Source organism: Rhizobium sp. AG207R, assembly GCF_027109195.1.
Taxonomy (GTDB): domain Bacteria; phylum Pseudomonadota; class Alphaproteobacteria; order Rhizobiales; family Rhizobiaceae; genus Rhizobium; species Rhizobium dioscoreae.
On the sequence record NZ_JAEPVT010000011.1, the window covers coordinates 1 to 20,644 of the forward strand.

The 20,644-nt window shown below is 56.6% G+C and carries 26 protein-coding genes and 1 pseudogene; 14 read left to right on the forward strand and 13 right to left on the reverse strand.

Translation table 11 applies throughout. From position 1 onward, the window contains the following. Together JJQ51_RS24305 and JJQ51_RS24310 are read left to right on the forward strand one after the other, a co-directional pair. A partial coding sequence (locus JJQ51_RS24305) for an integrase core domain-containing protein (RefSeq protein WP_143556301.1) occupies window positions 1-95 on the forward strand: 95 nt, incomplete at its 5' end. 623 nt (window positions 96-718) lie between these two features. Then, complete coding sequence (locus JJQ51_RS24310) at window positions 719-1,393, forward strand: type 1 glutamine amidotransferase domain-containing protein (protein ID WP_269245396.1); 675 nt, start codon at window positions 719-721, stop codon at window positions 1,391-1,393. Window positions 1,394-1,629: 236 nt separating this feature from the next. On the opposite strand, the gene JJQ51_RS24315 is transcribed toward JJQ51_RS24310, so the two are convergent. Next, entirely contained in the window at window positions 1,630-2,298 is a 669-nt protein-coding gene (locus JJQ51_RS24315; protein WP_269245397.1) for a response regulator transcription factor, read from the reverse strand. Window positions 2,299-2,945: 647 nt separating this feature from the next. Between JJQ51_RS24315 and JJQ51_RS24320 the strand changes: the two genes are divergently transcribed. After that, on the forward strand, window positions 2,946-4,175 hold the full coding sequence (locus JJQ51_RS24320) for an MFS transporter (protein ID WP_269245398.1): 1,230 nt from the start codon (window positions 2,946-2,948) through the stop codon (window positions 4,173-4,175). A 73-nt stretch (window positions 4,176-4,248) separates the two neighbouring features. Here the strand turns inward: JJQ51_RS24320 and JJQ51_RS24325 are convergent. The 5 genes and pseudogenes from JJQ51_RS24325 to JJQ51_RS24345 all read right to left on the reverse strand — a co-directional run. Continuing rightward, window positions 4,249-4,386: pseudogene (locus JJQ51_RS24325) on the reverse strand (DUF2026 family protein); the annotation flags it as partial. Between the two features lie 111 nt (window positions 4,387-4,497). Continuing rightward, entirely contained in the window at window positions 4,498-4,752 is a 255-nt protein-coding gene (locus JJQ51_RS24330) for a conjugal transfer protein TraD (protein ID WP_269245399.1), read from the reverse strand. 1 nt (window position 4,753) lies between these two features. Beyond that, window positions 4,754-5,080 carry a conjugal transfer protein TraD gene (locus tag JJQ51_RS24335; protein WP_269245400.1) on the reverse strand — a complete coding sequence of 109 codons (327 nt, stop codon included), beginning with the start codon at window positions 5,078-5,080 and terminating at the stop codon, window positions 4,754-4,756. 199 nt (window positions 5,081-5,279) lie between these two features. Further along, window positions 5,280-5,426 (reverse strand): hypothetical protein, encoded by a 147-nt coding sequence (locus JJQ51_RS24340; RefSeq protein ID WP_269245401.1) that lies wholly within the window; start codon window positions 5,424-5,426, stop codon window positions 5,280-5,282. 63 nt (window positions 5,427-5,489) lie between these two features. Beyond that, on the reverse strand, window positions 5,490-6,194 hold the full coding sequence (locus tag JJQ51_RS24345; protein ID WP_269245402.1) for a hypothetical protein: 705 nt from the start codon (window positions 6,192-6,194) through the stop codon (window positions 5,490-5,492). A 122-nt stretch (window positions 6,195-6,316) separates the two neighbouring features. Here JJQ51_RS24345 and JJQ51_RS24350 point away from each other — a divergent pair, with 122 nt between their 5' ends. The 6 genes from JJQ51_RS24350 (at window position 6,317) to JJQ51_RS24375 (ending at window position 8,594) form a co-directional block, all read left to right on the forward strand. Next, window positions 6,317-6,565 (forward strand): helix-turn-helix transcriptional regulator, encoded by a 249-nt coding sequence (locus tag JJQ51_RS24350; RefSeq protein ID WP_269245403.1) that lies wholly within the window; start codon window positions 6,317-6,319, stop codon window positions 6,563-6,565. Window positions 6,566-7,011: 446 nt separating this feature from the next. Next, window positions 7,012-7,224 carry a helix-turn-helix transcriptional regulator gene (locus JJQ51_RS24355; protein ID WP_269245404.1) on the forward strand — a complete coding sequence of 71 codons (213 nt, stop codon included), beginning with the start codon at window positions 7,012-7,014 and terminating at the stop codon, window positions 7,222-7,224. Then, window positions 7,214-7,438 (forward strand): hypothetical protein, encoded by a 225-nt coding sequence (locus JJQ51_RS24360; RefSeq protein WP_269245405.1) that lies wholly within the window; start codon window positions 7,214-7,216, stop codon window positions 7,436-7,438. Before JJQ51_RS24355 ends, JJQ51_RS24360 begins: the two co-directional genes overlap by 11 nt. A gap of 56 nt (window positions 7,439-7,494) precedes the next feature. Beyond that, entirely contained in the window at window positions 7,495-7,914 is a 420-nt protein-coding gene (locus JJQ51_RS24365) for a putative toxin-antitoxin system toxin component, PIN family (protein WP_269245406.1), read from the forward strand. Continuing rightward, window positions 7,911-8,165 (forward strand): toxin-antitoxin system HicB family antitoxin, encoded by a 255-nt coding sequence (locus tag JJQ51_RS24370; protein WP_269245407.1) that lies wholly within the window; start codon window positions 7,911-7,913, stop codon window positions 8,163-8,165. The genes JJQ51_RS24365 and JJQ51_RS24370 overlap by 4 nt, the downstream gene beginning before the upstream one ends. A 255-nt stretch (window positions 8,166-8,420) precedes the next feature. Further along, complete coding sequence (locus tag JJQ51_RS24375) at window positions 8,421-8,594, forward strand: hypothetical protein (RefSeq protein ID WP_269245483.1); 174 nt, start codon at window positions 8,421-8,423, stop codon at window positions 8,592-8,594. Here the strand turns inward: JJQ51_RS24375 and JJQ51_RS24380 are convergent. Continuing rightward, window positions 8,568-9,626, reverse strand: a complete 1,059-nt coding sequence (locus JJQ51_RS24380) for an ABC transporter transmembrane domain-containing protein (protein ID WP_442967345.1) — start codon at window positions 9,624-9,626, stop codon at window positions 8,568-8,570. The two genes, JJQ51_RS24375 and JJQ51_RS24380, sit on opposite strands and share 27 nt — an antisense overlap. Then, the gene (locus JJQ51_RS24385; protein ID WP_267903952.1) at window positions 9,623-9,745 is read right to left on the reverse strand and encodes a hypothetical protein; all 123 of its coding nucleotides are present in this window, start codon (window positions 9,743-9,745) and stop codon (window positions 9,623-9,625) included. Before JJQ51_RS24385 ends, JJQ51_RS24380 begins: the two co-directional genes overlap by 4 nt. A gap of 255 nt (window positions 9,746-10,000) precedes the next feature. Here JJQ51_RS24385 and JJQ51_RS24390 point away from each other — a divergent pair, with 255 nt between their 5' ends. Beyond that, the gene (locus JJQ51_RS24390; protein ID WP_269245408.1) at window positions 10,001-10,993 is read left to right on the forward strand and encodes a zinc-dependent alcohol dehydrogenase family protein; all 993 of its coding nucleotides are present in this window, start codon (window positions 10,001-10,003) and stop codon (window positions 10,991-10,993) included. A 37-nt stretch (window positions 10,994-11,030) separates the two neighbouring features. On the opposite strand, the gene mgtA is transcribed toward JJQ51_RS24390, so the two are convergent. Further along, on the reverse strand, window positions 11,031-13,631 hold the full coding sequence (gene mgtA / locus JJQ51_RS24395) for a magnesium-translocating P-type ATPase (RefSeq protein WP_269245409.1): 2,601 nt from the start codon (window positions 13,629-13,631) through the stop codon (window positions 11,031-11,033). 259 nt (window positions 13,632-13,890) lie between these two features. Then, a complete protein-coding gene (locus JJQ51_RS24400) occupies window positions 13,891-14,712 on the reverse strand; it encodes a universal stress protein (RefSeq protein WP_269245410.1) in 822 nt (273 codons plus the stop codon). Window positions 14,713-14,997: 285 nt separating this feature from the next. On the opposite strand from JJQ51_RS24400, the gene JJQ51_RS24405 reads away from it, so the two are divergent. Continuing rightward, entirely contained in the window at window positions 14,998-15,504 is a 507-nt protein-coding gene (locus JJQ51_RS24405; RefSeq protein WP_113353505.1) for an Hsp20/alpha crystallin family protein, read from the forward strand. A gap of 97 nt (window positions 15,505-15,601) precedes the next feature. Here JJQ51_RS24405 and JJQ51_RS24410 read toward each other — a convergent pair whose 3' ends face one another. Together JJQ51_RS24410 and JJQ51_RS24415 are read right to left on the reverse strand one after the other, a co-directional pair. Beyond that, window positions 15,602-16,249 (reverse strand): BON domain-containing protein, encoded by a 648-nt coding sequence (locus JJQ51_RS24410; RefSeq protein ID WP_113353504.1) that lies wholly within the window; start codon window positions 16,247-16,249, stop codon window positions 15,602-15,604. A gap of 326 nt (window positions 16,250-16,575) precedes the next feature. Next, on the reverse strand, window positions 16,576-17,409 hold the full coding sequence (locus tag JJQ51_RS24415; protein ID WP_113388865.1) for a universal stress protein: 834 nt from the start codon (window positions 17,407-17,409) through the stop codon (window positions 16,576-16,578). Between the two features lie 126 nt (window positions 17,410-17,535). Between JJQ51_RS24415 and JJQ51_RS24420 the strand changes: the two genes are divergently transcribed. Next, window positions 17,536-19,137: an MBL fold metallo-hydrolase gene (locus tag JJQ51_RS24420; RefSeq protein WP_113420644.1), complete on the forward strand. Its 1,602-nt coding sequence runs from the start codon at window positions 17,536-17,538 to the stop codon at window positions 19,135-19,137. 18 nt (window positions 19,138-19,155) lie between these two features. Next, on the forward strand, window positions 19,156-19,515 hold the full coding sequence (locus tag JJQ51_RS24425) for a hypothetical protein (RefSeq protein ID WP_113388836.1): 360 nt from the start codon (window positions 19,156-19,158) through the stop codon (window positions 19,513-19,515). Between the two features lie 91 nt (window positions 19,516-19,606). Here the strand turns inward: JJQ51_RS24425 and JJQ51_RS32990 are convergent, their stop codons facing one another. After that, on the reverse strand, window positions 19,607-20,056 hold the full coding sequence (locus tag JJQ51_RS32990; RefSeq protein WP_113388835.1) for a DUF2267 domain-containing protein: 450 nt from the start codon (window positions 20,054-20,056) through the stop codon (window positions 19,607-19,609). A 167-nt stretch (window positions 20,057-20,223) separates the two neighbouring features. Here JJQ51_RS32990 and JJQ51_RS24430 point away from each other — a divergent pair, with 167 nt between their 5' ends. Continuing rightward, complete coding sequence (locus tag JJQ51_RS24430) at window positions 20,224-20,394, forward strand: hypothetical protein (RefSeq protein WP_173002517.1); 171 nt, start codon at window positions 20,224-20,226, stop codon at window positions 20,392-20,394. The last annotated feature ends 250 nt before the right edge of the window (window positions 20,395-20,644 follow it).

Consider the following 20,644-nt stretch of genomic DNA (forward strand, 5'->3'; position numbering starts at 1 on the left):
TTGACGGATGGATCGAGGACTACAACGAAATCCATCCCCATTCCGCGCTCAAGATGGCTTCCCCACGGCAGTTCATCAGGGCTAAATCAAACTAGCCGACATGTCCGGTGAAACGGGGAGCACTCCATCCAGCTCGCTCTTTAATAAGATTGAAGCAATGTCCCCATTCTACCGCATAGTAGTGATCATCGAGTTCATTGAATATCATCGGAAACATGAGCCGTCCGGCGGATACCAGCCTGGCCTCCTTCCAGTTTAACAAATCTGTACGCGATCGCTTTGCGAAGAATTGAGGGTCCGCGTAAGACTTACGCTTTCCCGTAAGCATCAATCGCCGAACGGGCGCGTTCGGGCATCTATTACTGTCTTTCTGCATTGCCGCTCCAAAAGAGTGTCTCAATCATCCGCGTTGTTGCGACGTGAGTAACGCTTGGTCGAAAACTCGATGTCGCAGGGTAACAGCGGGATTGTGTGACCGAAATTTATACGATGGTGTAGGCGGCCGGGCAGCTGCGAACCGGGATGGTTTTACGCGATTTCACGACGATTAACTCGTCCTTTTCCGCATGCTCATCCATTGTTGCTACGTCAAAAGTGCAACCTTCCTGACTGGAAGATCGCGGAGGACATCATCCTGTCTCCGTCGAGTGCGGCGTCGAAGTGATCGCCGCCATTGCAACGTAACTCTAATGCATGCTGATGAAACCAGGAGACACCTATGACAAAGCATGTCCTTTTCATCGTTACGAACGCGGCCGTGATCGGTCCGCACAATCGTAAAACGGGCTTCTTCTTTGCTGAAGTTGCCCATCCCTTCGACGTTCTGGACAAAGCAGGCATCGCCGTGGAGTTCGCATCGCCCGCAGGTGGGTGGACCCCCTACGACGCATATGACGAGAAGGATCCCGCGCAGAAGGAGTTCTTCGAGAGCAAAGCCTTCCGCAGGTTGAACCGAAGTCGCAAACTATCGGAAGTGGATGCCGCCGACTACGACGCGATCCTGATTCCGGGCGGTCTGGGTCCAATGGTAGACGTTCAGCGCAACGCGGACGTCCAGCGAGCAATCACGCGCGCTTGGACAACCGATAAGTTCGTTACGGCCGTTTGCCACGGTCCATGCTCTTTGCTCGGCGTTGACTTGGGCGATGGCAAACCGTTTGTCCAGGGCAAGAAGATCACATCCTTCTCCAAGAAAGAGGAGTTCGATTATGCGCGCGCCGACGTGCCATACGAACTTGAGGACGCGTTAAGGGCCGAGGGTGCCACTTACTCGTCTGCTGCGAACTGGGAAGCCCATGTGGTTGTCGATGGTCGCCTCATCACCGGACAAAATCCGGCCTCGGCAGGACCACTGGCGAAAGAGCTACTTGCCGCCTTGAAGAAGCTAGCCTGACGAGCCGTGCATATCGACTGCGCTAGTCGCAGTCGATAAAGGAAATTTGATGATCGCGACTCGCTAAAACTGCTTCCGGTGCAACAGTCTGAATAGGTGCCCATCATTCGCGTGGTGGGCACCAAGTCGTTAAGGGTAATATCGGTGCCGCTCGCAGCAAGAACTCAGGTGGATCGGATTACTTCCACCGTCGGTCCGGCTTAAATGTAGGTCTTCCCGGACCCGCTCGACGTCAATCAAATGACCGGTTCGTCAAGCGCTTTCGTCAGCGAGCGCAAAGCGGATATCTGCCGACCGCTGGGTGCAGACGCCGGCGACGATGAGGGCAGCGGCATGAGCATGATGTTCCTACCGACCGATCGACCGTCTTTTAAGGCGCGGGATAGAAGCCACGGTGCTCTATTCACCATTCGCTGAAGTGTCTTTCGGTGCATTCCAAGAGCACGCGCTGTCTTTGAAACGTTCTCGCCATAAAAGTTCAGAGCATTTTTCACGCATTCCTGCGTTATCATTTTCGCGTCCGGAAGGTATGTCGATTGAGCTTGGAGAGGTTCGTCGAGTAGAAGAGCGATAAGGATATCGTCCGGCACAGGCTTCGGGACAACGTCGCTGGCTCCCGCCTTTACCGCGCGTACGGCGGTCGCGATATCGCAAAACCGGCTGCTGAGCACAAGCCGGCACATTGGACTCTCCGCCTTCATAGCTGCGATGACGTCTATACCGTCACCATCCGTGAACTTGAGCTCTGAAATCGCAAAATCGAACGGCGTCGATTCTAGATTTCGGAGAACGTCGCCGACACTCTTTGCTAACGACACGTCATAACTTTTAGCCTTAAGCGCCTGGATAAGTCGTGAGCTCGCCTCAATTTCGGCATCCGCAACGAGAACCCGTCTCTCGGACATGGCCATATTCCTTTCGAGTGGAACCGTCATATCTTAGCCGAGAACGCAGACTGCGTAGAGGAAACACTCGGATAGGCCGAGGTATACTTACGTTTAATTCGGATAGATGATCTTCTTGTAAATCCGCTCTATGCCGGCAGAGATCTCCTGCAGCAAAAAGCGCTGCAACTGGGGGAGAGGCGATTTCCAAGGCCATCGCACGAATTTCAGCACAAGGTCCGAAAGAACTGCACCTAGTTCGAAATGGTTCCTGACGCTGACGTTTGCGGCGAACCGTTTGGGACGCATTGCCATCTGATCCTGTATCGCTAGCCAATTTCGTAGCTTGGGATCTTCAATCGCCGTCGGATTTGTCCGGAGCTCAAGGGGCGAGAATTGAGCTGGCCAATGCTTACAGATCCGATCCCTAGCCCCACCAACCACCGACACCGACGGTCAGCTGCTTCGAAAGGAAGTGCTGCGCCGCGTGATGCGCGAGTTTTCCAAGCTCCAGCGCTGGCCGGAGAAATACTATTCTCGAAGCTTAACAACTCTTCGCAGCAATTTGCGCCCGAGGTGGCCTAACATTCTGATCGGACCTTTAGTGAATGACTTCTGACGACGAAACGCGCCGCGGGTGCGCGTGGAACCAAGGGAGCTTGAAGCCGATGTTGAACAAATCCTACGATGGTCAGATCGCCGCGATAGGTACTCATTGCAGCGATCCTAAGCAGAGGCAAATGTGTGGCTTCACTCTTTTCGCCCTTGCGCTTGGTAGCTTCTGTATTGGAACATCCGAATTCGCAAGTATGGGAATCCTTCAACTGTTTTCCCGATCGCTGCAGATCACTATCCCACAGGCAACAAACGCTATCACCGCATATGCACTCGGGGTCGTCATCGGTGCTCCCATAGTGACTCTGGCGGCGGCCCGCCTCAATCGGCGAACGCTGCTATTGCTTTTGATGGCATTATTCGTAGTCGGCAACGTGCTATCGGGGCTTTCGGCAAATCTTGCGATGTTTGCCGTCGCGCGTTTCATAAGCGGCCTTCCGCAGGGCGCATATTTTGGTGCCGGCGCGGTCGTTGCGTCCTATATTATGGGACCGGGGCGTGGGGGAAAGGCCTTCGCATTAGTCATGATGGGGCTAACCGTGGCCACTATCGTTGGTTCGCCGCTGGCGACGTTTCTGGGTCAGACTATTGGCTGGCGGAATACATACCTCACTGTCGCGACTGCGAGTGGCGTGGCTCTCGCAGCACTTTGGGCGTGGGTTCCTGCAACGAAAGAGCTGGACGGAGGCCCGATCATGCAAGAGCTGGGCGCACTGCGCCGCTTCTCCGTTTGGGCCATGATGTTGGTGGCGGCGCTTGGGGTATCCAGTATCTTTGCGATTTACACCTTTGTGGGACCGTTCGTTACGGATGTTGCCAAGATCGACAGCGCATGGGTCCCTTTGGCTCTCGCGATCTTCGGCGTGGGAATGACAGTCGGCAATTACATAGGGGGTAAATTGGCCGATAACTTCCCAGCTCGGGGCCTTATAGTTGGGTTCGGGGTAGCGTTGATCGTACTTGTAGTACTGGCTACATTTGGATCGAACTTGGTTGTCATGATGTTCTGCCTCTTCGGCGTCGGAACGACGATGTTTGTCGCCATACCTACTATTCAAGTGAGAATGACGACCTTTGCGCCCGATGCGCCCACTTTGATGGGAGCGATGAGCCTGGCAGCTTTCAATGTTTCGAACGCTATCGGCGCGGCCGCGGCAGGTTTTGCCGTTTCGGCTGGCTTTGGATTCCTGGCGGCCGGCTGGGCGGGGTTTGGCTTGACGCTCGCTGGACTAGCCGTATTCGGTCTCACATTGCCACGCGATCAGGAAGTGGTAACGGCCTAAGGATTCCAAAACGCGGACAGCGGAAGTCGAGGCGCTCGACAGAAGGCTCTGATGGGGTGGACGCCCCTGCCTTTGCCTTGACCTTGAAGTGACGTTCGAGAATGAAGGCCCCGAAACGTGTGAAATGCATGGAAGCCGTGGCGGGATCGGCGTTTTCGTTGATCAGCAAGCTATTGATGACCCTGTAGATCCGATGATAGTCGCTTTGCTTGTTCGATCAGAATTCGTCAAGAGGCAAGCATTTGCACGGCATTGCCTCCATGGCGTTAATCGCCGCAATTTGTGGGGTACCCGTACCGGCCGCTTTCGGCAACGCTCGATCCTACAGCGGTTGAGTTCTGCCTTGCACGCTTGCCGGGCGTTCCGCCGCGAACGCCTCTTTCCCCCTTCTGGCCCATACTTCCCGCGCCCGATCGCCGCCCTCGCTGTTGAGCTTATCAGCCATCCAGAGTAGCGCGCCGTAGATCATGGCGCGGTCGTCGTTTGTTAGGTCAACGACGCCGGATTTGACCACGAGGCCACCGAGTTCGATCAGATGCCTTGTACGCTTGCGGCGCTCGACCTGCCAGCTTCGCATATCATGTCGCGCCTTTGTCGCCTGATGGCGGTTGCGTGCCACCCTGTTGCGATTGAGCGCCGCCATTATCGTCGTTGTTTGCTGCAGCAGTTCGCCGCGATTTGCTCCGAAACCACCCCGCGCCGCGCGTGGCCCACGCCTCCCGTTTCGCGGCTTCTCCGGTTTCCGCCAGCACGATCAGCGCACCAGCCAGTTCCTCGACGGTTAGCGCATCGGCCCCGGTGGCGATCACCAGTTCGCCGAGTTGCTGCACCTTGCGGCTCTTTAATTCTTTAGTCTTGTCCTCAAGTGCCTTCAGCTCCGCGTCGAAATCTCGTGGTTTCCGCATCGTCTTTGTCCTTCCGGTCGAAATTGATCGATGCGGCCATGATAGTTGAGCATGCGCGAAAGTGCTTCTATGTTGCCGGGACGGTCTGGCACGGGTTGGTCCCGCCCTAGATTTTTTCGAGGGAGGGCGCGCTTATACGTCGTTCCGACGTGGCGCTTTTCCGTGCTGATGATCTGGTCGCGATGGCGATCTATCATCTTCACGTCAAGGTCATTGGCCGCTTGTCCGACAGTTTGCCCTTTTGCGCATCCTCGAATTCATCGAAAAGGATTCGTGCGACCCGTTCCAGTTCACGGCGCTTGTTCTCGGGAAGATGGCTGAGGCGTTCAGCAAGCGTCACAGACACGGCAGCCTCCGGTGCAAGTGTGCCGTGGAGGGCTTTGCCGTCTTATTTCCCCGAGCAGGCTGTTCATGATGCGCCGCAATTGGCTCCGAGGAGCCTGTCGCTTCCGGGCATGAATTGACCGGGCTGCAGGACCTGCCCGATACGCACTAGATCGGCCAGCGCCGCACGCACTTGCAGCGAGGGGAAGTCCGGGCCTTTGTCGAAATGTTCGCCTCCGCACAAGATCACATCAAGCTTGCCCGCCACACCAGCAAGCGTCGTGGCCGGCGTGGCCATCAGGGCGTCGGCCAATTTCATTTCCATGCGGTCAGATCGGATTTCGGCTTTCTCGGCACGACTATATCCCAAAGCGTTATCGAGGCGATCCCAGGCTTCCTGCCGTTCCCGGAAGGCGGCTATTGCTTGTGCCTTCACAGCCTGATGCCCGGGTGCATCGCCGCATATTCGGTCTGTGTCTTCCAGACTGAAAGCACGAACCGGCTCCTTTTTTCCGGGCAGTGTGATTTCCACCTGCGGAAATCCGACGGCGGCGACCATCCTGCTTTCAAGGTTAAGCTGTATTTTCCAAAGCCGCTGCGTTTCAGTGTGTGCCGCCAGCCATTGCTGCCAAAGGTCCAGCGCGGGATCGGAGACGGCATTGCCGGCCAGCGCCTCGGCGGCGCCCGCGCCATAGTCAAACGGCCACGTCGCCGTGGCTGCGATCGTGCCTGTCAGCAACATCCTGCGCGTGACGCAAGGCAAAGTCGTGTTATTGTCAGAATCAGCCATGATCTGAGCTCCGTACAGCTTGATTGTGGTCAGGCCGGGCAAGTGTTGCGAGCACTTGTTCGGTCGACTTCACATAATATGTATATCTGCGCTTTTTGTGCAAACATTGATATCGGAGTTGAATGAAGAACTTTCCATCTCAGGTTCGAGCCGCGCGCGGGCTGCTCAATCTGACGCAGCAAGGTCTCGCTGACATTTCACAGGTCAGTTTGCGAACTATTGTTCAACTGGAACAAGGAGACAAACTGCCGTCGCGATCGATTGCGCAAGCATTAAAACTCTCTCTTGAAGCAGCGGGGGTAGAGTTCATTCCGGAGAACGGCGACGGCGGCGTTGGGGTTCGTTTGAGGAAGACTTCCTCGGCGGAGTGAACGTCGAGTGGTGTGCGTTTCTCAGGCTCCGAAAGTGCATTGGCACGCCCTTCGGGCAGACATATCGGAGGAAAGCAGCAAAGGTGGGAAACGAGAACGCGCTGGGAGACCACGATTTAAGATAGCTCCTCAAGGCGATGCCGCTGCCGTGGCGGCGCGCACCCCGCCAGCCTTGACTGCGATCGATAACCGGGAACTATCCCTGCCAATCGCAAAATTGCGCTCGGCATGGCATTTGAGTCGGGCAGCAGACCCGGCCTTGGATTTGCCTTCCGTCGCTGTAACGATCTTGGGCAGGGCCGGAAATCGGACTCCAGGTTTTTCCTTTTTTCCGCCCTTTGTACGCCGCAGTACGACGACGGCTAAACACCTCTTGCAAAACGATATTTTGGTGTTTTGACTGGATCAGGGTCAGCCAGGAACAACCAGCAGGAGGCAGCGCTGCCATGCCCGCAGGCCGTATCATCCGCCTGGATACCGTGCTTTCCCGCACGGGTGTTTCCCGCTCTACCATCTACCGCAAGATCGCCGAGGGCACCTTCCCTGCCCAGCTCAGGATCAGCGTCAACGGTGCGGGATGGCATGAATCCGAGATCAATCGCTGGATCGCAAACCCCGTCGCATGGCGGCAGGAGGAAGAGCGCCGTGATGGCCGATGACGGAAACCACTCAGACAGAGACAGACCGGCGAATGACGACCGCTCGCCCGTTGAAGAGGAGGGAGCAGGCAAGGCCGATGCTTCCGAAAAGCTCGATGCGGTTGTGCTGTCCATTGCCCGATTGATCGGCCGACAGATGGCGCGGGAAGACTTCGAGACGTTGTGGGCCGCCAACGACAATCGGAACGGGAGCGCGTCGGATGATGATGGATGACGGGAGCCATCATCCAAATCATTGACATCTTCTGGGATGTCTATAAATTATCTCCCATGAGGTTGGTTCTGGACACCAATGTGATCGGGGCGGCGTTCCGCAGCCGCAATGGCGCGAGCAACCTCCTTTTGCGTTTCGCTGACAAGGGCATGGTGACGCCGCTTTGTTCGACAGCTTTGTTTCTGGAATATGAGGCGGTGCTGAGCCGGGAGGAAACCCGGAAGGCAACCGGCCACGGCCTTGAGGATGTCGCCTTGGTGATGAGCGTGCTTGCCGCCATTGCTGAGGGCGTCGATATTTCGTTTCGGACGCGGCCGATGCTCTCCGATGTCGCCGATGAAATGGTGCTGGAAGCTGCCTTGAACGGACAGGCCGAGGCTATCGTGACGCATAACGTCAAGGATTTCCGTCCGGCGCTCGGATTGGGCGTGACCGTGATAACACCGGGAGAGATCGTCAGGAGGCTGAACACATGACGCAGATCCAACGTTACAAATACCCGCTGCTACTGCCGCAGTCGCTCAAGGAGACGGCGGCGCGTCTGGCACAAGAAGACGGCGTGTCGCTCAATCAGTGGATCATCTCTGCGGTTGCGCAGAAGATTGGGGCGGTGGAGACGGCCAGCGAGTTCCTGAACGCGCGTGCAGGCACGACGAAGCGCGGTGCGCTGACAGGCTTGCTGGACAAAGCGCCGGATGTGCCGCCGCTGAAAGAAGACACCATTTGATGCAATACATCGGGCCTGAACAGATGCGCTGAAAGCCTTTTTGGCTTGCAGCGATTGGGCCGGAACAAAACGGCCCGGCGTAGGCTTCTGAAGTAGTAAAGGCAGAGCATGCGCCTGGCAGGCAGCGCCAGCCGCTACGACCCGGCGCCAATGTCGGCAGTCACAGAACATTGCCGAATAAGAGGAGAAGCCAGACCATGACCCGAGCAGCCCTTTATGCCCGCTGTTCGTCCGACAGCCAGAGCGAGGCGTCGATTGAAGACCAGCTCCGGCTTTGCCGGGATCAGCACCGGCGCGAATGCCGTTGGCAGCACGATTGCTATTCGATGTGACAAATCGAAACATGAGTTTTCCGCTTTCCGCAATATCCCGACGCCGGTGGCCGTGATCGTCAGCGGAGGTTTACACATCTTCACATCTCGGGAATGAGTCTCCAGGCAATGGGGAAGGGCCCGTCAATTCACCCGCTGACGCGGTGCCAATCTGAGCAGAATTGTATATGAGGCCGTACTTAACCTGTGTCACGCGCAGATCGCGGTACCAGTTGACGAGATCGCCCCAAGGGTCATTTATTTTCGAGAGACCAGACACGAAGGCGACGACTGTTCCGATTTCGGTCTTCCCGGTAACCACGAAATAACCGCCCAGCGCGAAGATGCCCGCGTAACCCATCTGTGTCATCAGATTCATCATGAAATTCATCGTGAACTTGATTTTGTAGATGCTCATGTTGATCCGGAAGACATCTCCGATACGCGATGCCTGATGGCCGTCTGTGTCGATTGCGTGGCCCATTTGGACGATGTCCTCGCTAACATTGCGCATGATGCTGATCTTTTTTCCGACGCGACGGTTGATCGCTGCCTGCATGATCGGGACGAAACCACTTTGCGGAAGGAAGATCGTGACGACGACGATCGTGATGAGTGGCTGCAGATAGACCAGATAGCCACAAACAGCCGTCAATATGCCGATCTGCAACAGAGGCTCCGAGATACTCGTGCCGACGAAGCCACCGACGGGTTCGGCTTCGGCCAGGATGATCGAGAGCTGGACACCTTCGCTGGTCATCATGGAGTCGCCTGTCTCCGATGTTCGCGATGCCTCGAATACTTGCAAACGCAGCCATCGGACGGCCGCTTCTCCGATCCAACTGCTGTAGATCTTCAGTACGAGTTTCACGGCTCCCTCGGTCACGGCCAAAAGGACGTATATCAACACCAAAAAGGCGATCGTTCGATAGGAGCCGTTCTGCGTTGCCGCATTCACGACCCGTCGCTGTACCTCCAGCGGAATGGTTCCCGCTGTAAAGAGCACGATGGATAGGATCGCGGTGGCCAGTTGATGCCATCCCGATGCCCGAAAAACGAAACCATATAGCGTTCGAGGAAGCATTATTTCCTTTGGGACCGGGCGCGATAGAGCAGCCTTCGGATGGCGAAATGTTTTCAGGATGGTCATCGCGTTGCCGACTTCTCAATTGGCGTCTGTCGCCCGGTGCCGGTAATCGGCTTCACCCATAAAATGCCGATGATCGTGGCGATCATGACGATCAATATGATCAGCAATAGCTTTTGCACCGATGCCCTCCTGACGTGTCACACAAGTCGCCACGCCCTTGGACGTTTTCACGTTTTTGCTGTGTGCGCGTTGATTCGGGTCAAGGCCGAACCACCATTTGTATGGAAGGAGAAGGGTGGTAAATAACACCGCTCGCCGAAAGTCGTTCAGTTGGCGGAAAAGGTTGCTTGAAACGCAGATGGACGTGCCGTTTCCCGGCTTTTTCTTCCGACATTTAGCTTCGAAACGAGCCCCAATTTGGATGGGTTTCAGCCATGAAAGCGATGGTTCTTCAACAAATCGGGAAACCGCTCATATTTGTCGAACGTGATGATCCAGAGCCCGGCCCAGGCGAGCTGAGGATCAAGGTCGAGGCCTGTGCCGTCTGTCGAACTGATCTTCACGTCGTGGACGGTGATCTCGACAATCCAAAGCTTCCGCTCGTGCCGGGTCATGAGATCGTGGGTATTGTCGATGCCGTAGGCCCCGGGATCGAAATCGCCAAACTCGGTCGCCGCCTCGGCGTCCCCTGGCTCGGTCATGCATGCGGAACATGTTCTTTCTGTCAAATGAAGGCTGAAAACCTATGTGACAGGCCGCAATTCACCGGCTACACGCGTGACGGCGGTTTCGCGACGCATGTTGTGGCCGACGCAGCCTTTGCATTCGATCTCGATGCGGACGCCGATCCAATATCCCTCGCGCCTCTTTTGTGTGCCGGATTGATTGGCTGGCGTTCGCTCAAGAAGGCCGGTGACGGCAAGCGCATCGGTCTTTTCGGCTTCGGAGCCGCCGCGCACATCCTGACCCAGCTCTGCATCTGGCAAGGGCGCGACGTTTATGCGTTCACGCGCGGAGGCGACCGTGCAGCGCAGGAGTTTGCGCTGGAGCTTGGCGCGGTATGGGCCGGTTCGTCAGAAGAGGCCGCTCCAATTCCGCTCGACGCAGCCATCATCTTTGCACCGGCAGGCGATCTCGTGCCGATTGCGCTCAAGGCGGTTCGCAAGGGCGGATTGGTTGTGTGCGGCGGAATTCACATGAGCGACATACCGGCGATGCCTTATGCCGTTCTATGGGGGGAACGCGAGCTTGTCTCAGTGGCCAATTTGACACGTGCGGACGCAGCTGAGTTTTTCCCGATTGCCCAGATGGCCGGCGTGCGAACCCACACCAAGGTCTATCCGCTCGCGAGGGCCAATGAGGCGCTCGCCGACCTGCGCGCCGGGCGTCTCGTCGGCGCAGCGGTATTGGTGCCCGAGGCAAGTTAACCCGATTAAGCTGCCCTTGCCAATATTTCCGGCGCAGTCATCGCGGACGAAAATAAAAGCGTTTCACCAGCTCGAGCGCAGCCGCGTAAATCGCGGAGATTGCGATCAGACCTGCCATCAACGGCGCCGGGAGCGGCGTGAAATCGAATATGATCGCAGCCATTGGAATGTAAGGAAGGACAAGCGCAATGAGTATAATGACTACGGTCGAGCATAGGAGCAAACGGCCCGGCTTGTCTTTCCATGCCGTCATGGTCGTACGAACGACCAGCATGGTCGCAAGCTGTGTAATGAGCGACTCCACAAACCAAGCCGTGCGGAACTGGTTCGTTGATACATGCACGACGAAAAGCAGAAATCCGAATGTCGCGAAATCGAACAGCGAACTGATCGGACCGAAGAAGATCATAAAGCGCTGGATGCTGCGGATGTCCCAGCGCCTTGGGTGCTGCACTTGCTGTCGATCAACCCGATCCGTGGCAATGGCCATGGCTGGAATGTCGGCAAGGAGGTTGTTAAGCAGAATTTGCTTGGCGAGCAGCGGTAGGAAGGGGAGGAACAGAGAGGCGATCGCCATGCTGATCATATTGCCGAAGTTCGCGCTGATTGCGATCGATATGTATTTCATGGTGTTGGCGAAGGTTCGCCGACCGTCGTCCACTCCGCGAATCAGCACATTGAGGTCCTGCTGCAACAGGACGAGATCCGCAGCCTCCCGGGCGACATCGACCGCACCCTCGACAGAAATGCCGACATCGGCCTCATGAAGGGCTGGAGCGTCATTGATGCCGTCACCCATATAGCCGACGACATGGCCGGAACGCCGCAGCGCTTTGATAATGAGCTCTTTCTGATTGGGATCAATCTCGACAAACAGATCTGTCTTTGGCGCACGGGCAAACAGGGCATCACTGCTCATCGACGCCAGCTCCGCGCCGGTCAAAATTTGTTTCGTTTTCAGCCCGATCGTGTCGGCCAGATGTTTGACGATGTAGCGGTTGTCGCCGGATATGATCTTGATGCCGATGCCGCGATGTCTCAACCCCGCCAGTGCGTTCTTGATACCTGCCTTCGGCGGATCAAGAAACAATAGAAAGCCTTCGAGGCACAGCTCGCGCTCGTCGTCCGTGTCATAAGATCCCTTGTCTTGCGCGAAACGCCTGGTGGCGATTGCGATTACCCGAATGCCGTCCTCGCCCCATTTGCGATAACGCGCGTCGATGTCCGCATGCCACCGGTCATCAAGGGGCTCGATAGCATTGCCCGTCCTGACAGTGGTACAGCTGGAAAGAATGTTGGCGACCGCGCCCTTGCAGACCATCATCGTACCTTGACCGACCTCACCAACGATGACCGACAACCGCTTGCGCATGAAATCGTATGGAATCTCGTCTTTCTTCACGAAGGCTTTCAGATCCGCGTCAGTCTCGCCGGATGTCAGTATGGCATCGTCGAGCGGGTTTTTGAGGCCGGCCTGCAACGAAGCATTCAAAACGGCGAGCAAGCGGACGCGTTGCGAGTGCATGCCGCCTGGATCAACGCAATCGTCGAGTTTTATAGTGCCTTCCGTCAGCGTGCCGGTCTTGTCGGTACATAGAAGATTCATGCTGCCGAGATTTTCAATCGCGTCGAGCCGGCGAATTATGACGCCGCCAGCGGCCATGGCGTGCGCGCCGCGGGCGAGCGTCATACTGATAATCGCCGGCAAAAGCTCTGGAGTGAGCCCGACCGCCAGCGCCAGAGAAAATAGCAACGAGTCGATCAACGGCCGATGCAGGAGCAAGTTGGCAACAAAGACCGTAATGACGATCATCAACATGATCCGTGTCATCAGATAACCGAAGCGCCGTATGCCTCGCGAGAAATCCGTTTCGGGGATCTGTCCCGCGATTGCGCCGGCGATGGCCGCATACTCGGTGCGCGCGCCCGTATCTACAGCGATAACAGTTGCCGTGCCGCTGCGAACGGATGTGCCGGTAAAGACGCAATTGGTCCTGGCGGCGATCGGGGCGTCGGGAGGACAGACACCCACCACCTTGCCAACCGGGAAGGTCTCGCCCGTCAGAGCGGCCTCACTGATGTTCAAGTCACGTGACGAAAGGATCATGCCATCGGCCGGCACAAGACTGCCGGCAGCAAGCTTGACGATATCCCCTGGGACGACGGTGCTTGCCGGGACAAGGGTTTCCATCCCGCCCCTTACGACCGTCGCCGATAATGAAATACTTTTCTTCAGCGCCTCTAGCGCCTTGGTTGCCCCGTATTCCTGAGAAAAGCCAAGCAAGCAACTCGCGAGGACAATGAGGCTTATGATGATGGCATCATGCATCTCCCCGACCAGCGAAGATACCGTCGCGGCAAAGATAAGAATGAGAACGAGGGGATTCAGAAATTGTCGCACCAGAATATGAAGTGCATTCGTGTGCGTCATCGCGACGACCGTGTTCGGACCGTAGCTTTCTAACCGCGAAATTGCCTCTTGAGCCGAAAGGCCTTTTGTCCGCGAGCCGAGATCGTGCAGCAGAACATCCTCGCTCTTCGACCAAAAAGGCGACGGCGACACCGTCGTATCTCGGTTTGAGGAAGCCGGTCCTTTAGGCGGAGCGTTCTTGGTGGTTTCGTCAATTTCAATAGCCATCGGCGGTCACCTCTGATGGCTTAATAGTCATTGCACACGGCGCGCGCCTTGACCTTTGTCAACAGGCGATCATCTGTCGGCAATCCGCCCGCTGAAGCCGTCATGCCGTGATTATCTACTGGGATGCGCCGCCGCTGCGACGGTACGGGAAACGCGCTGGTCGAAATGTAGAGATTGGCCTGAGCCGGAACGATAGATATCCGGCATCCGAAGTTCGGGAGCGGGAAGTAAACGTTGATATCAATCTTCCGCTGCTTGATCAGTGAGCAACAAGAACGGGCATCTCAAGATCGACTAGCAGTGATCGAGTGACCCCTCCAAGGGCAAATTCGCGGATTCTGGAGTGCCCGTAGGCTCCGGCGACAATCAGATCTGCGTGCAAGGCTCTCGCGGTCGATTGGATAGCGACGGCTACCTCTTCGCCATTTGCGCCGGCCACGATAATCTCTACATCCAAGCCGCTGTTACGTAGCACCTCCGCGTATCGGGCCCGGCTCCTTTCATTCATTGAGCCATCATCGGTGATCGATATCAAAATGACCTTCGATGCGCCTTCCAGGAATAATCTGGCGCCTGTCAATGCTGTCGACAGCGGCGCGCTTCCATCCCATGCGATTGCCACCGTGTCGATCCGCCCGCACACGTGGTTCGCAGGGAACAGGACGAGAGATCGGCCGCTTTCGAACAGAAGCTTCTCAAGCAATGGCATCATGGTCTCGGACGCCTCGGCAATTGACAGGTCATAAGCACGCGAGATTTCCACCAGAGTCTCAGGAATTTGCGGCTCTGACGTTTCGAATGTCTGAATAACGGCGCGTATGCCTGCGCTGTGGGCGTAGTCGCAGAATGCCTCGCTCAATGTGACACCGCTGTCGCGGCTGAAGCGTTTTGCCTCCGAGCCCAATCTTTCGATATCGTCGACCCATGGGGATGATTGACCGACGAGCGGCATCTTGATCTGCGGGAGGCTGGCGATGAGATCCGCTTTTTGATGTCGCGCCAAGTCGATCGCGTTTTGAACGACGGAAAGCGAACTGGCTGTGGGATAGGTGATCAACGGCAGATGAAATTGCGGTTTCATGTCAGTCTCCTCCGAGGGGTGGCCGTAATGATCGCGTCGGCGCCTCGCCTTCGCCTTGATGAAGATCAAGGTGTCCGGCTCGCAGGCGGCGCCGATCGATTTCATGATCGGCAAAATGGCGTGCGATCGCCTCGGGACGCGCGATTGCACGCCATTTTGATGCTGATCAATGAACAGTCTCGCGACACCGTTTTTGATGACACCACGTCTTATTAAAGACGGTTTGGAAAGGGGCCGAGGCAAAGTCGCCCTCCAATGGTCCCCGTAACGAAGAGGAGAAAAGATATGGCCGATATGGCAAGAAAGCTTCCTGTGAGCACGGAGAAGAAGACGGCGCCCGCTATGGAGCGCTGGGCGCCATTTGAGAGCCTGCGATCGGAAATTGATCGCGTCTTCAATGACTTTACTCCGGGTTTCTTCGACCGGACGTTTGCTCGTTTCCCGAATGCCTTCACGCGCGGCGTGCCGGCTGCTGACTTCGTCGAGTCCGACAAGACCTATGAGCTCACAGTTGAGCTTCCGGGGATCGACGCGAAGGAGCTGGATTTGACGCTCGCGAACGGCATCCTGACGGTCAAAGGCGAAAAGCACGAACGCAAGGAGGAAAAGGAGAAGGAATACTATCTCAGCGAACGGCGCTATGGGTCGTTCCAGCGCAGTCTCCAACTTCCCAACGGCGTCGATACAGACAGTATCAACGCTTCCTTCGAAAATGGCGTATTGAAGGTCGTTTTACCGAAGACAGCCAATGCTCACAAGAATGATCGGAAAATTGCAATCAAGGCAGGCTAGCCCACAAGCGCTTTACACTTGTCCGTCGCGGCTCAGCTGTAGGTTGCCAAGGGGGCCGGCGGCAGAAGAAGGGAGGGGCTAACCCCTCCCTTCGGCGTTAGCCGACATGAAGATGATTTTCAACAACGGCCACGCCGGGGACGGACCATGCTGCTTGCTCTGCCGCATGACGCTCGCTCCAAGCATGAACGTCGCCTTCAAGAACGACTTTGCTGTCGGCGACGCGAACTGTGATTCCATCCGCCTCGATCTCGGCGTTTCGCCGTAGTGCCTGCTCGATCCGTTCCTTGATATCCGATGCGCCGCCAAGTTGCCGGATGGTTAGGATATTCGTCACGCCAACAACGCCGCCAAGCTTTTTGACGGCATTTTCCGCCGCCATGCGCTGGAAGTGCCAGCGTACTTCGCCAGAGAGTGTTACCCACCCGCGCTGGACCTTGACGTCAATGGCGCCATCGGGCAACGCAGTGTCCCAGGTAATAATATTAAGTGCGCGGGCTGCGATTTCATCGTCGGCATGCCTTTTCTGCTCGGGCCAACGCACATCGATCTCATCGGCGATCGCCCGGACGCCTTTCACCCGCCGAGTAACTGCCTCCGCCGCCATTTTCTCGGCACAGCTCTTCACATGGCCAGATAGTGTCGCGACGCCATTCTGCACCGAAACGCCGATCGCGGCGGCGTCAATGCTGGGATCAAATTCCAGTTCATCGAGAATATCCCGACGTATCTTCAGATCACTCATGATGTCCTCCTTGAAGACAATTGATCGAGGCTCGCGCCTCAAATCAAATCTCGTCAATCTGGCGTCCAGTGTCATTGCGTTGGGTCAAAGACGAAACCGTGTCTTGGCGAGCTCCGTCTGGTCGGTCGGGACCGGTGGGTACACCCGGGGTCGTCTGGAACTGGGTCCCCTGGTGCGCGGATTCAGGGGCTATCAAGTTTCGTCTTCAGTCGATGGCTGACTGGCCGCGCTTGCTCTCTTATCGGGCTATCTGTTGATCATGCGACGTCTACAATGCTGGCAAGCATCAAGGAGGCATGCCAGGAAAACAGCATTGGCGCTTGCTGTCAGTGGGCAAGAAACAACGGTATGTCCGAGTCTTTCAGCATCGATCGTGTCACTCCACCGAACAGGCGTTCCTGCAAGCGTGGATGACTATAGGCTCCCATGACGATCATGTCTGCTGCGATGTCTGCTGCGTGTTGTCGCAACGTTTCATCGACCAATCGACCGCCGCTCGCAACGCAATCGACATCGACCTTGACACCATGTCGCGTGAGGAAAGCAGCGATATCTGCGCCAGGCTCTTCGCCATTGACGGAGCGCGCAGCAAGGGGATCGACAAGCGTGACATGAACCGTTCCGGCGGCTTGCAAGAAGTCGATCGACTGGCGCGCGGCGCGCGCGGCCTCCTCGCCAGAGTCCCAGGCCAGCAAAATTGTTTTCGGCGGGAGCCGAACCATCTTGTCGCTCGGGGTGACAAGCACCGGTGCGGGCGACTGAAATAACGCCCCGTCGATCACTCTTCGCCGAAGTTCCTCGTTGCGGGCGGCCTCCGGACCGATGAGGACGAGATCGGCATAAAGAGCTCGCTCGGCTATGTCATCGTCTGCCCAGGCAAATTCCGTGTAGATTTCCTGCACGTCATAGGAGGACGCGCTCCCGCTGAGCAGCGTTTTGATATCGGCTGCTCTTTCGGTCAATCTATCTATTTCACGTTGCTGCTCACCGAGCCTGATCGTGGAGAGGGCATCATGTGCGGTGAGTGGAGGCGTGGCGCACATCGAAACCACCAATGCGGTAAGATGGGCACCGTGCGTTTGGCAAAAATCGACGGCGCCCTTCAGGTCATCCTTGAATTGATTGACATCGAGGATACTCAAGACGGTTTTGATGGACATGGTCGGATCGCCTTTCTTGTTTGGAGGAAAGGACAGCAAACCTCACTTTCAATCTCATTTCCTTGATCTTCCGCAAAGCGAGCCTGATCCGCTGCGCATAAGGTTGGATGCATGCGAGGGAACCAGATGACGGATTCAGTTTTACATTTCCACGGTGCGGCCGGATCGGTAACCGGCTCGTGCTTTGTCCTTGAGCACCGCGGCACCCGCATAATGGTCGATTGTGGCATGTTCCAGGGCTCCAAGACCGAGAAGGAACTGAATTACAGGCCGTTCCCATTCGATGCGTCTCTGATTGACGCCGTCATTCTGACCCATGCGCATATCGATCATTCGGGACTTATCCCGAAGCTGGTGAAAGCCGGCTTCGAAGGGCCTATTCATTGCACGCCGGCGACCTTGGATCTGTGCTCGATCATGCTGCAAGACTCCGGACATATTCAGGAATCGGAAGTCGATCAGCTGAATCGCCGCTACCGGCATAGATCGCGCGACACGTTACAACCCATCTACACCGCAGAAGACGCGCGCGCCGCGATGATGCAGTTTCGAGCGGTCGCCTACAAAGAATGGCAGAGATTGGAGGGCGGACTTGGATTTCGGCTTTGGGACGCCGGACATCTGCTCGGTTCGGCTTCGGTCGAGATCGAACTCGCGACCGAAAATGGCCCCATCCGCATACTGTTTTCCGGTGACGTTGGTCCGCAACACAAGCTTTTGGAGGCCCGACCGGATGCTCCCAAGGATTTCGATTACGTCATCTGCGAAAGCACGTATGGGGATCGTGAACGAGACGAAGTTTCCGACGTCGCTCGTCGCGGGCAACTTCGCGAGATCCTTCTCAAGGCCTATCATCCCAACGGTGCTCTGCTGATTCCATCATTTGCGGTCGAACGCACACAGGAATTGGTGGCTGATATCAATGGGCTGATGGATGCTGGTGAGATATCCCGCTGTCCCATCATCATCGACTCTCCATTGGCTTCGCGCGCGACCGCAATCTTCAAGCAGCATGCGCATTCCATCCCCAACGGCGACCTACTGATCAAAGCATTGAATGCCAAAAATGTACGCTTTACGGAAACGGCCGAGCAATCAAAAGCAATCGACCTCATTCGCGGCTTCCATATCATCATCGCTGCCAGCGGCATGTGTGAGGCCGGCCGCATTCGTCACCGTCTCAAGAACTGGCTTTGGCGCGATGAAGGCACTGTGTTGCTCGTCGGATTCCAGGCAGCCGGCACCCTCGGGAGAATTCTTGAAGACGGGGCGCGCACCGTAAAAATCCAGGGTGAGGAGATCATTGTCCGCGCGACTGTGCGATCACTGGATGCCTATAGCGGTCACGCCGACGCCAGCGAATTGAGAGCTTGGATAGGAGCCAGGGAACCGATTCGCTCGGGGCTGTTTCTGGTTCATGGCGAGCCTGCCGCGCGCGACAGTCTGAAATCTCGTCTGTTGGTCGAGAAGCCGGAAGCGACCATTGTCGTGCCATCGCTCGACGACAGCTACAGTCTGACGAAAACAGCCGCCGTACCGCTCGCACGCGGTACGCCGCCTCCGCGCCTAGCGCCCCAGGATGTCGGCCATTCGGATTGGCATAATGACTATCAATCGATCGTCCTCGATCTCGAGGAGCGGTTGCGTCAAACCGCCGACCGGAAAGCGCGCGCCGTTATTCTTCGGCGCGTCAAAAGAGCTATTGAGGATGACGGGCGTTCAAGCTAGCCACAACGGAGTAAGACCATGCTGATGACGGATCGCGATTGCAGAAGGGGAGGGCAGCGATTTGCCATTCCGACGCTCGGAGAGGTCGAGGGCAAGGTCATCGCGTCGGAGATTGTCGCCTCAATTTGCCTGCATGAGCTTTCGGCCTATTCCGGCAGCACGGGAATGCTCTCTATCAAGAATAGGATCAGACAAGCCCTTGATGCGCGCTGCACAAACGCAAGCCTTTGTCACGAGGACACCGATGCGGGGGTAGTATATGCCTTGGAGCTACTTGATGCGGCAGCCGAAGTCGCAGGCAACCAGGCTGATACCACCGCGAAGTCCGGTGGTTGCGAGACCGTCCGCCGATTGCGGCGCATAGCGAGCATGAAATGACAGCGCACGGCAGCAACCAGCCGGAATAAAGGCAGCGCCGCAAGCCCACGCGTTTCTCAAATCGCGGTTTGCCGGTGTTCGTCTTGTTAAGCTACGCGGCGCTATTTGATTGCTGTGGGCGCTCGGGCCAGAGCGACCCAAGGGACGGGTTCATCGCGAGCTTGACTTTCTTGATCGCAGGTGGGCTCAAGCGATGATCCAGCAACTTGAAGACATTCTGTGCTGCCTGCTCGACGCCTATGTCATTCAGCCTCACTGATCGCGTGCCTACGCTCGCAAGGAATGCCATTCTATTTGAGCACGGTTGGGTGTGCTCAGGCCGCCAGTTTTCGTAGAATAATCCGCGGATCAATGGCGGCAGATGCGCTGAGAAGTCAGCCATTGCCTTCTGGCTCATTGAATCTCGAAGCGCGTGTAGGACGGAGCGCAGGCACTCATAGGCCTCATTCCGTTCACAATGGAGATATTCGGACAATTCTACGACCCATGTTTCGGCTTGGTGCGCAGAATCCGAGAAGGTCTGGGAAGGGATAAAGTTCATGATAAGCCTCCTTGATCGAGACTATCGTCACCGAATTCCCGATGATGCGCGTTGTCCTGGATCAACATCGCGGTTCTATTTGCATGGGATGTTGAGGCGACGTCTTGCCGGCTTTGACGATGACAGAACTATCTCCCCCCGAGTTGAACGGTCTCCATGGATTACTTATGAAGAGCGACCTTCGGCGCTATAGAGCCGCTGGGAACTTCCCGCCACGGATCAGCGGGATCCTCGTGGATGACGACCTCAATCTCGGTAAGTCCACCGTCCGTCTGTTCGATCACAAGGGCGTCTCCGCCGCCCGTGCAGGCGGCGGTCATGCCGTGATCGACCAGTAGAGACGAAGCGAGACATGTCTATCAGGCCGAAAGAATGGCAGAGGGATGTGAGATCCCGTGGCCTTTTGCTGCTTCCGGCCAGCCGAAGTCTCTTCTCAAAGGACGGAAGATCTCTCTTCACGGATCGGATCGAACAATGACTGATCGCGACGCTTGCACTGAGCAGATGATCTACGTCAATGACGAGGAATCCCACCCGTGAATAATGAACGCAGCGCCTGAGTGGTTCGCCACGCCGGCAGCACCCATT

Bases quoted from the DNA above. Each gene is read 5' to 3' on its own strand.
- JJQ51_RS24420 (WP_113420644.1), top strand. From the start codon at position 17,536: ATGACGGATTCAGTTTTACATTTCCACGGTGCGGCCGGATCGGTAACC.
- JJQ51_RS24315 (WP_269245397.1), bottom strand. From the start codon at position 2,298: ATGTCCGAGAGACGGGTTCTCGTTGCGGATGCCGAAATTGAGGCGAGC.
- mgtA (WP_269245409.1), bottom strand. From the start codon at position 13,631: ATGGCTATTGAAATTGACGAAACCACCAAGAACGCTCCGCCTAAAGGA.
- JJQ51_RS24365 (WP_269245406.1), top strand. From the start codon at position 7,495: ATGAGGTTGGTTCTGGACACCAATGTGATCGGGGCGGCGTTCCGCAGC.
- JJQ51_RS24350 (WP_269245403.1), top strand. From the start codon at position 6,317: ATGAAGAACTTTCCATCTCAGGTTCGAGCCGCGCGCGGGCTGCTCAAT.
- JJQ51_RS24425 (WP_113388836.1), top strand. From the start codon at position 19,156: ATGCTGATGACGGATCGCGATTGCAGAAGGGGAGGGCAGCGATTTGCC.
- JJQ51_RS24320 (WP_269245398.1), top strand. From the start codon at position 2,946: ATGTTGAACAAATCCTACGATGGTCAGATCGCCGCGATAGGTACTCAT.
- JJQ51_RS24410 (WP_113353504.1), bottom strand. From the start codon at position 16,249: ATGAGTGATCTGAAGATACGTCGGGATATTCTCGATGAACTGGAATTT.
- JJQ51_RS24380 (WP_442967345.1), bottom strand. From the start codon at position 9,626: ATGACCATCCTGAAAACATTTCGCCATCCGAAGGCTGCTCTATCGCGC.
- JJQ51_RS24355 (WP_269245404.1), top strand. From the start codon at position 7,012: ATGCCCGCAGGCCGTATCATCCGCCTGGATACCGTGCTTTCCCGCACG.
- JJQ51_RS24430 (WP_173002517.1), top strand. From the start codon at position 20,224: ATGAAGAGCGACCTTCGGCGCTATAGAGCCGCTGGGAACTTCCCGCCA.
- JJQ51_RS32990 (WP_113388835.1), bottom strand. From the start codon at position 20,056: ATGAACTTTATCCCTTCCCAGACCTTCTCGGATTCTGCGCACCAAGCC.
- JJQ51_RS24400 (WP_269245410.1), bottom strand. From the start codon at position 14,712: ATGAAACCGCAATTTCATCTGCCGTTGATCACCTATCCCACAGCCAGT.
- JJQ51_RS24335 (WP_269245400.1), bottom strand. From the start codon at position 5,080: ATGCGGAAACCACGAGATTTCGACGCGGAGCTGAAGGCACTTGAGGAC.
- JJQ51_RS24370 (WP_269245407.1), top strand. From the start codon at position 7,911: ATGACGCAGATCCAACGTTACAAATACCCGCTGCTACTGCCGCAGTCG.
- JJQ51_RS24360 (WP_269245405.1), top strand. From the start codon at position 7,214: ATGGCCGATGACGGAAACCACTCAGACAGAGACAGACCGGCGAATGAC.
- JJQ51_RS24330 (WP_269245399.1), bottom strand. From the start codon at position 4,752: ATGCGAAGCTGGCAGGTCGAGCGCCGCAAGCGTACAAGGCATCTGATC.
- JJQ51_RS24390 (WP_269245408.1), top strand. From the start codon at position 10,001: ATGAAAGCGATGGTTCTTCAACAAATCGGGAAACCGCTCATATTTGTC.
- JJQ51_RS24310 (WP_269245396.1), top strand. From the start codon at position 719: ATGACAAAGCATGTCCTTTTCATCGTTACGAACGCGGCCGTGATCGGT.
- JJQ51_RS24345 (WP_269245402.1), bottom strand. From the start codon at position 6,194: ATGGCTGATTCTGACAATAACACGACTTTGCCTTGCGTCACGCGCAGG.
- JJQ51_RS24405 (WP_113353505.1), top strand. From the start codon at position 14,998: ATGGCCGATATGGCAAGAAAGCTTCCTGTGAGCACGGAGAAGAAGACG.
- JJQ51_RS24415 (WP_113388865.1), bottom strand. From the start codon at position 17,409: ATGTCCATCAAAACCGTCTTGAGTATCCTCGATGTCAATCAATTCAAG.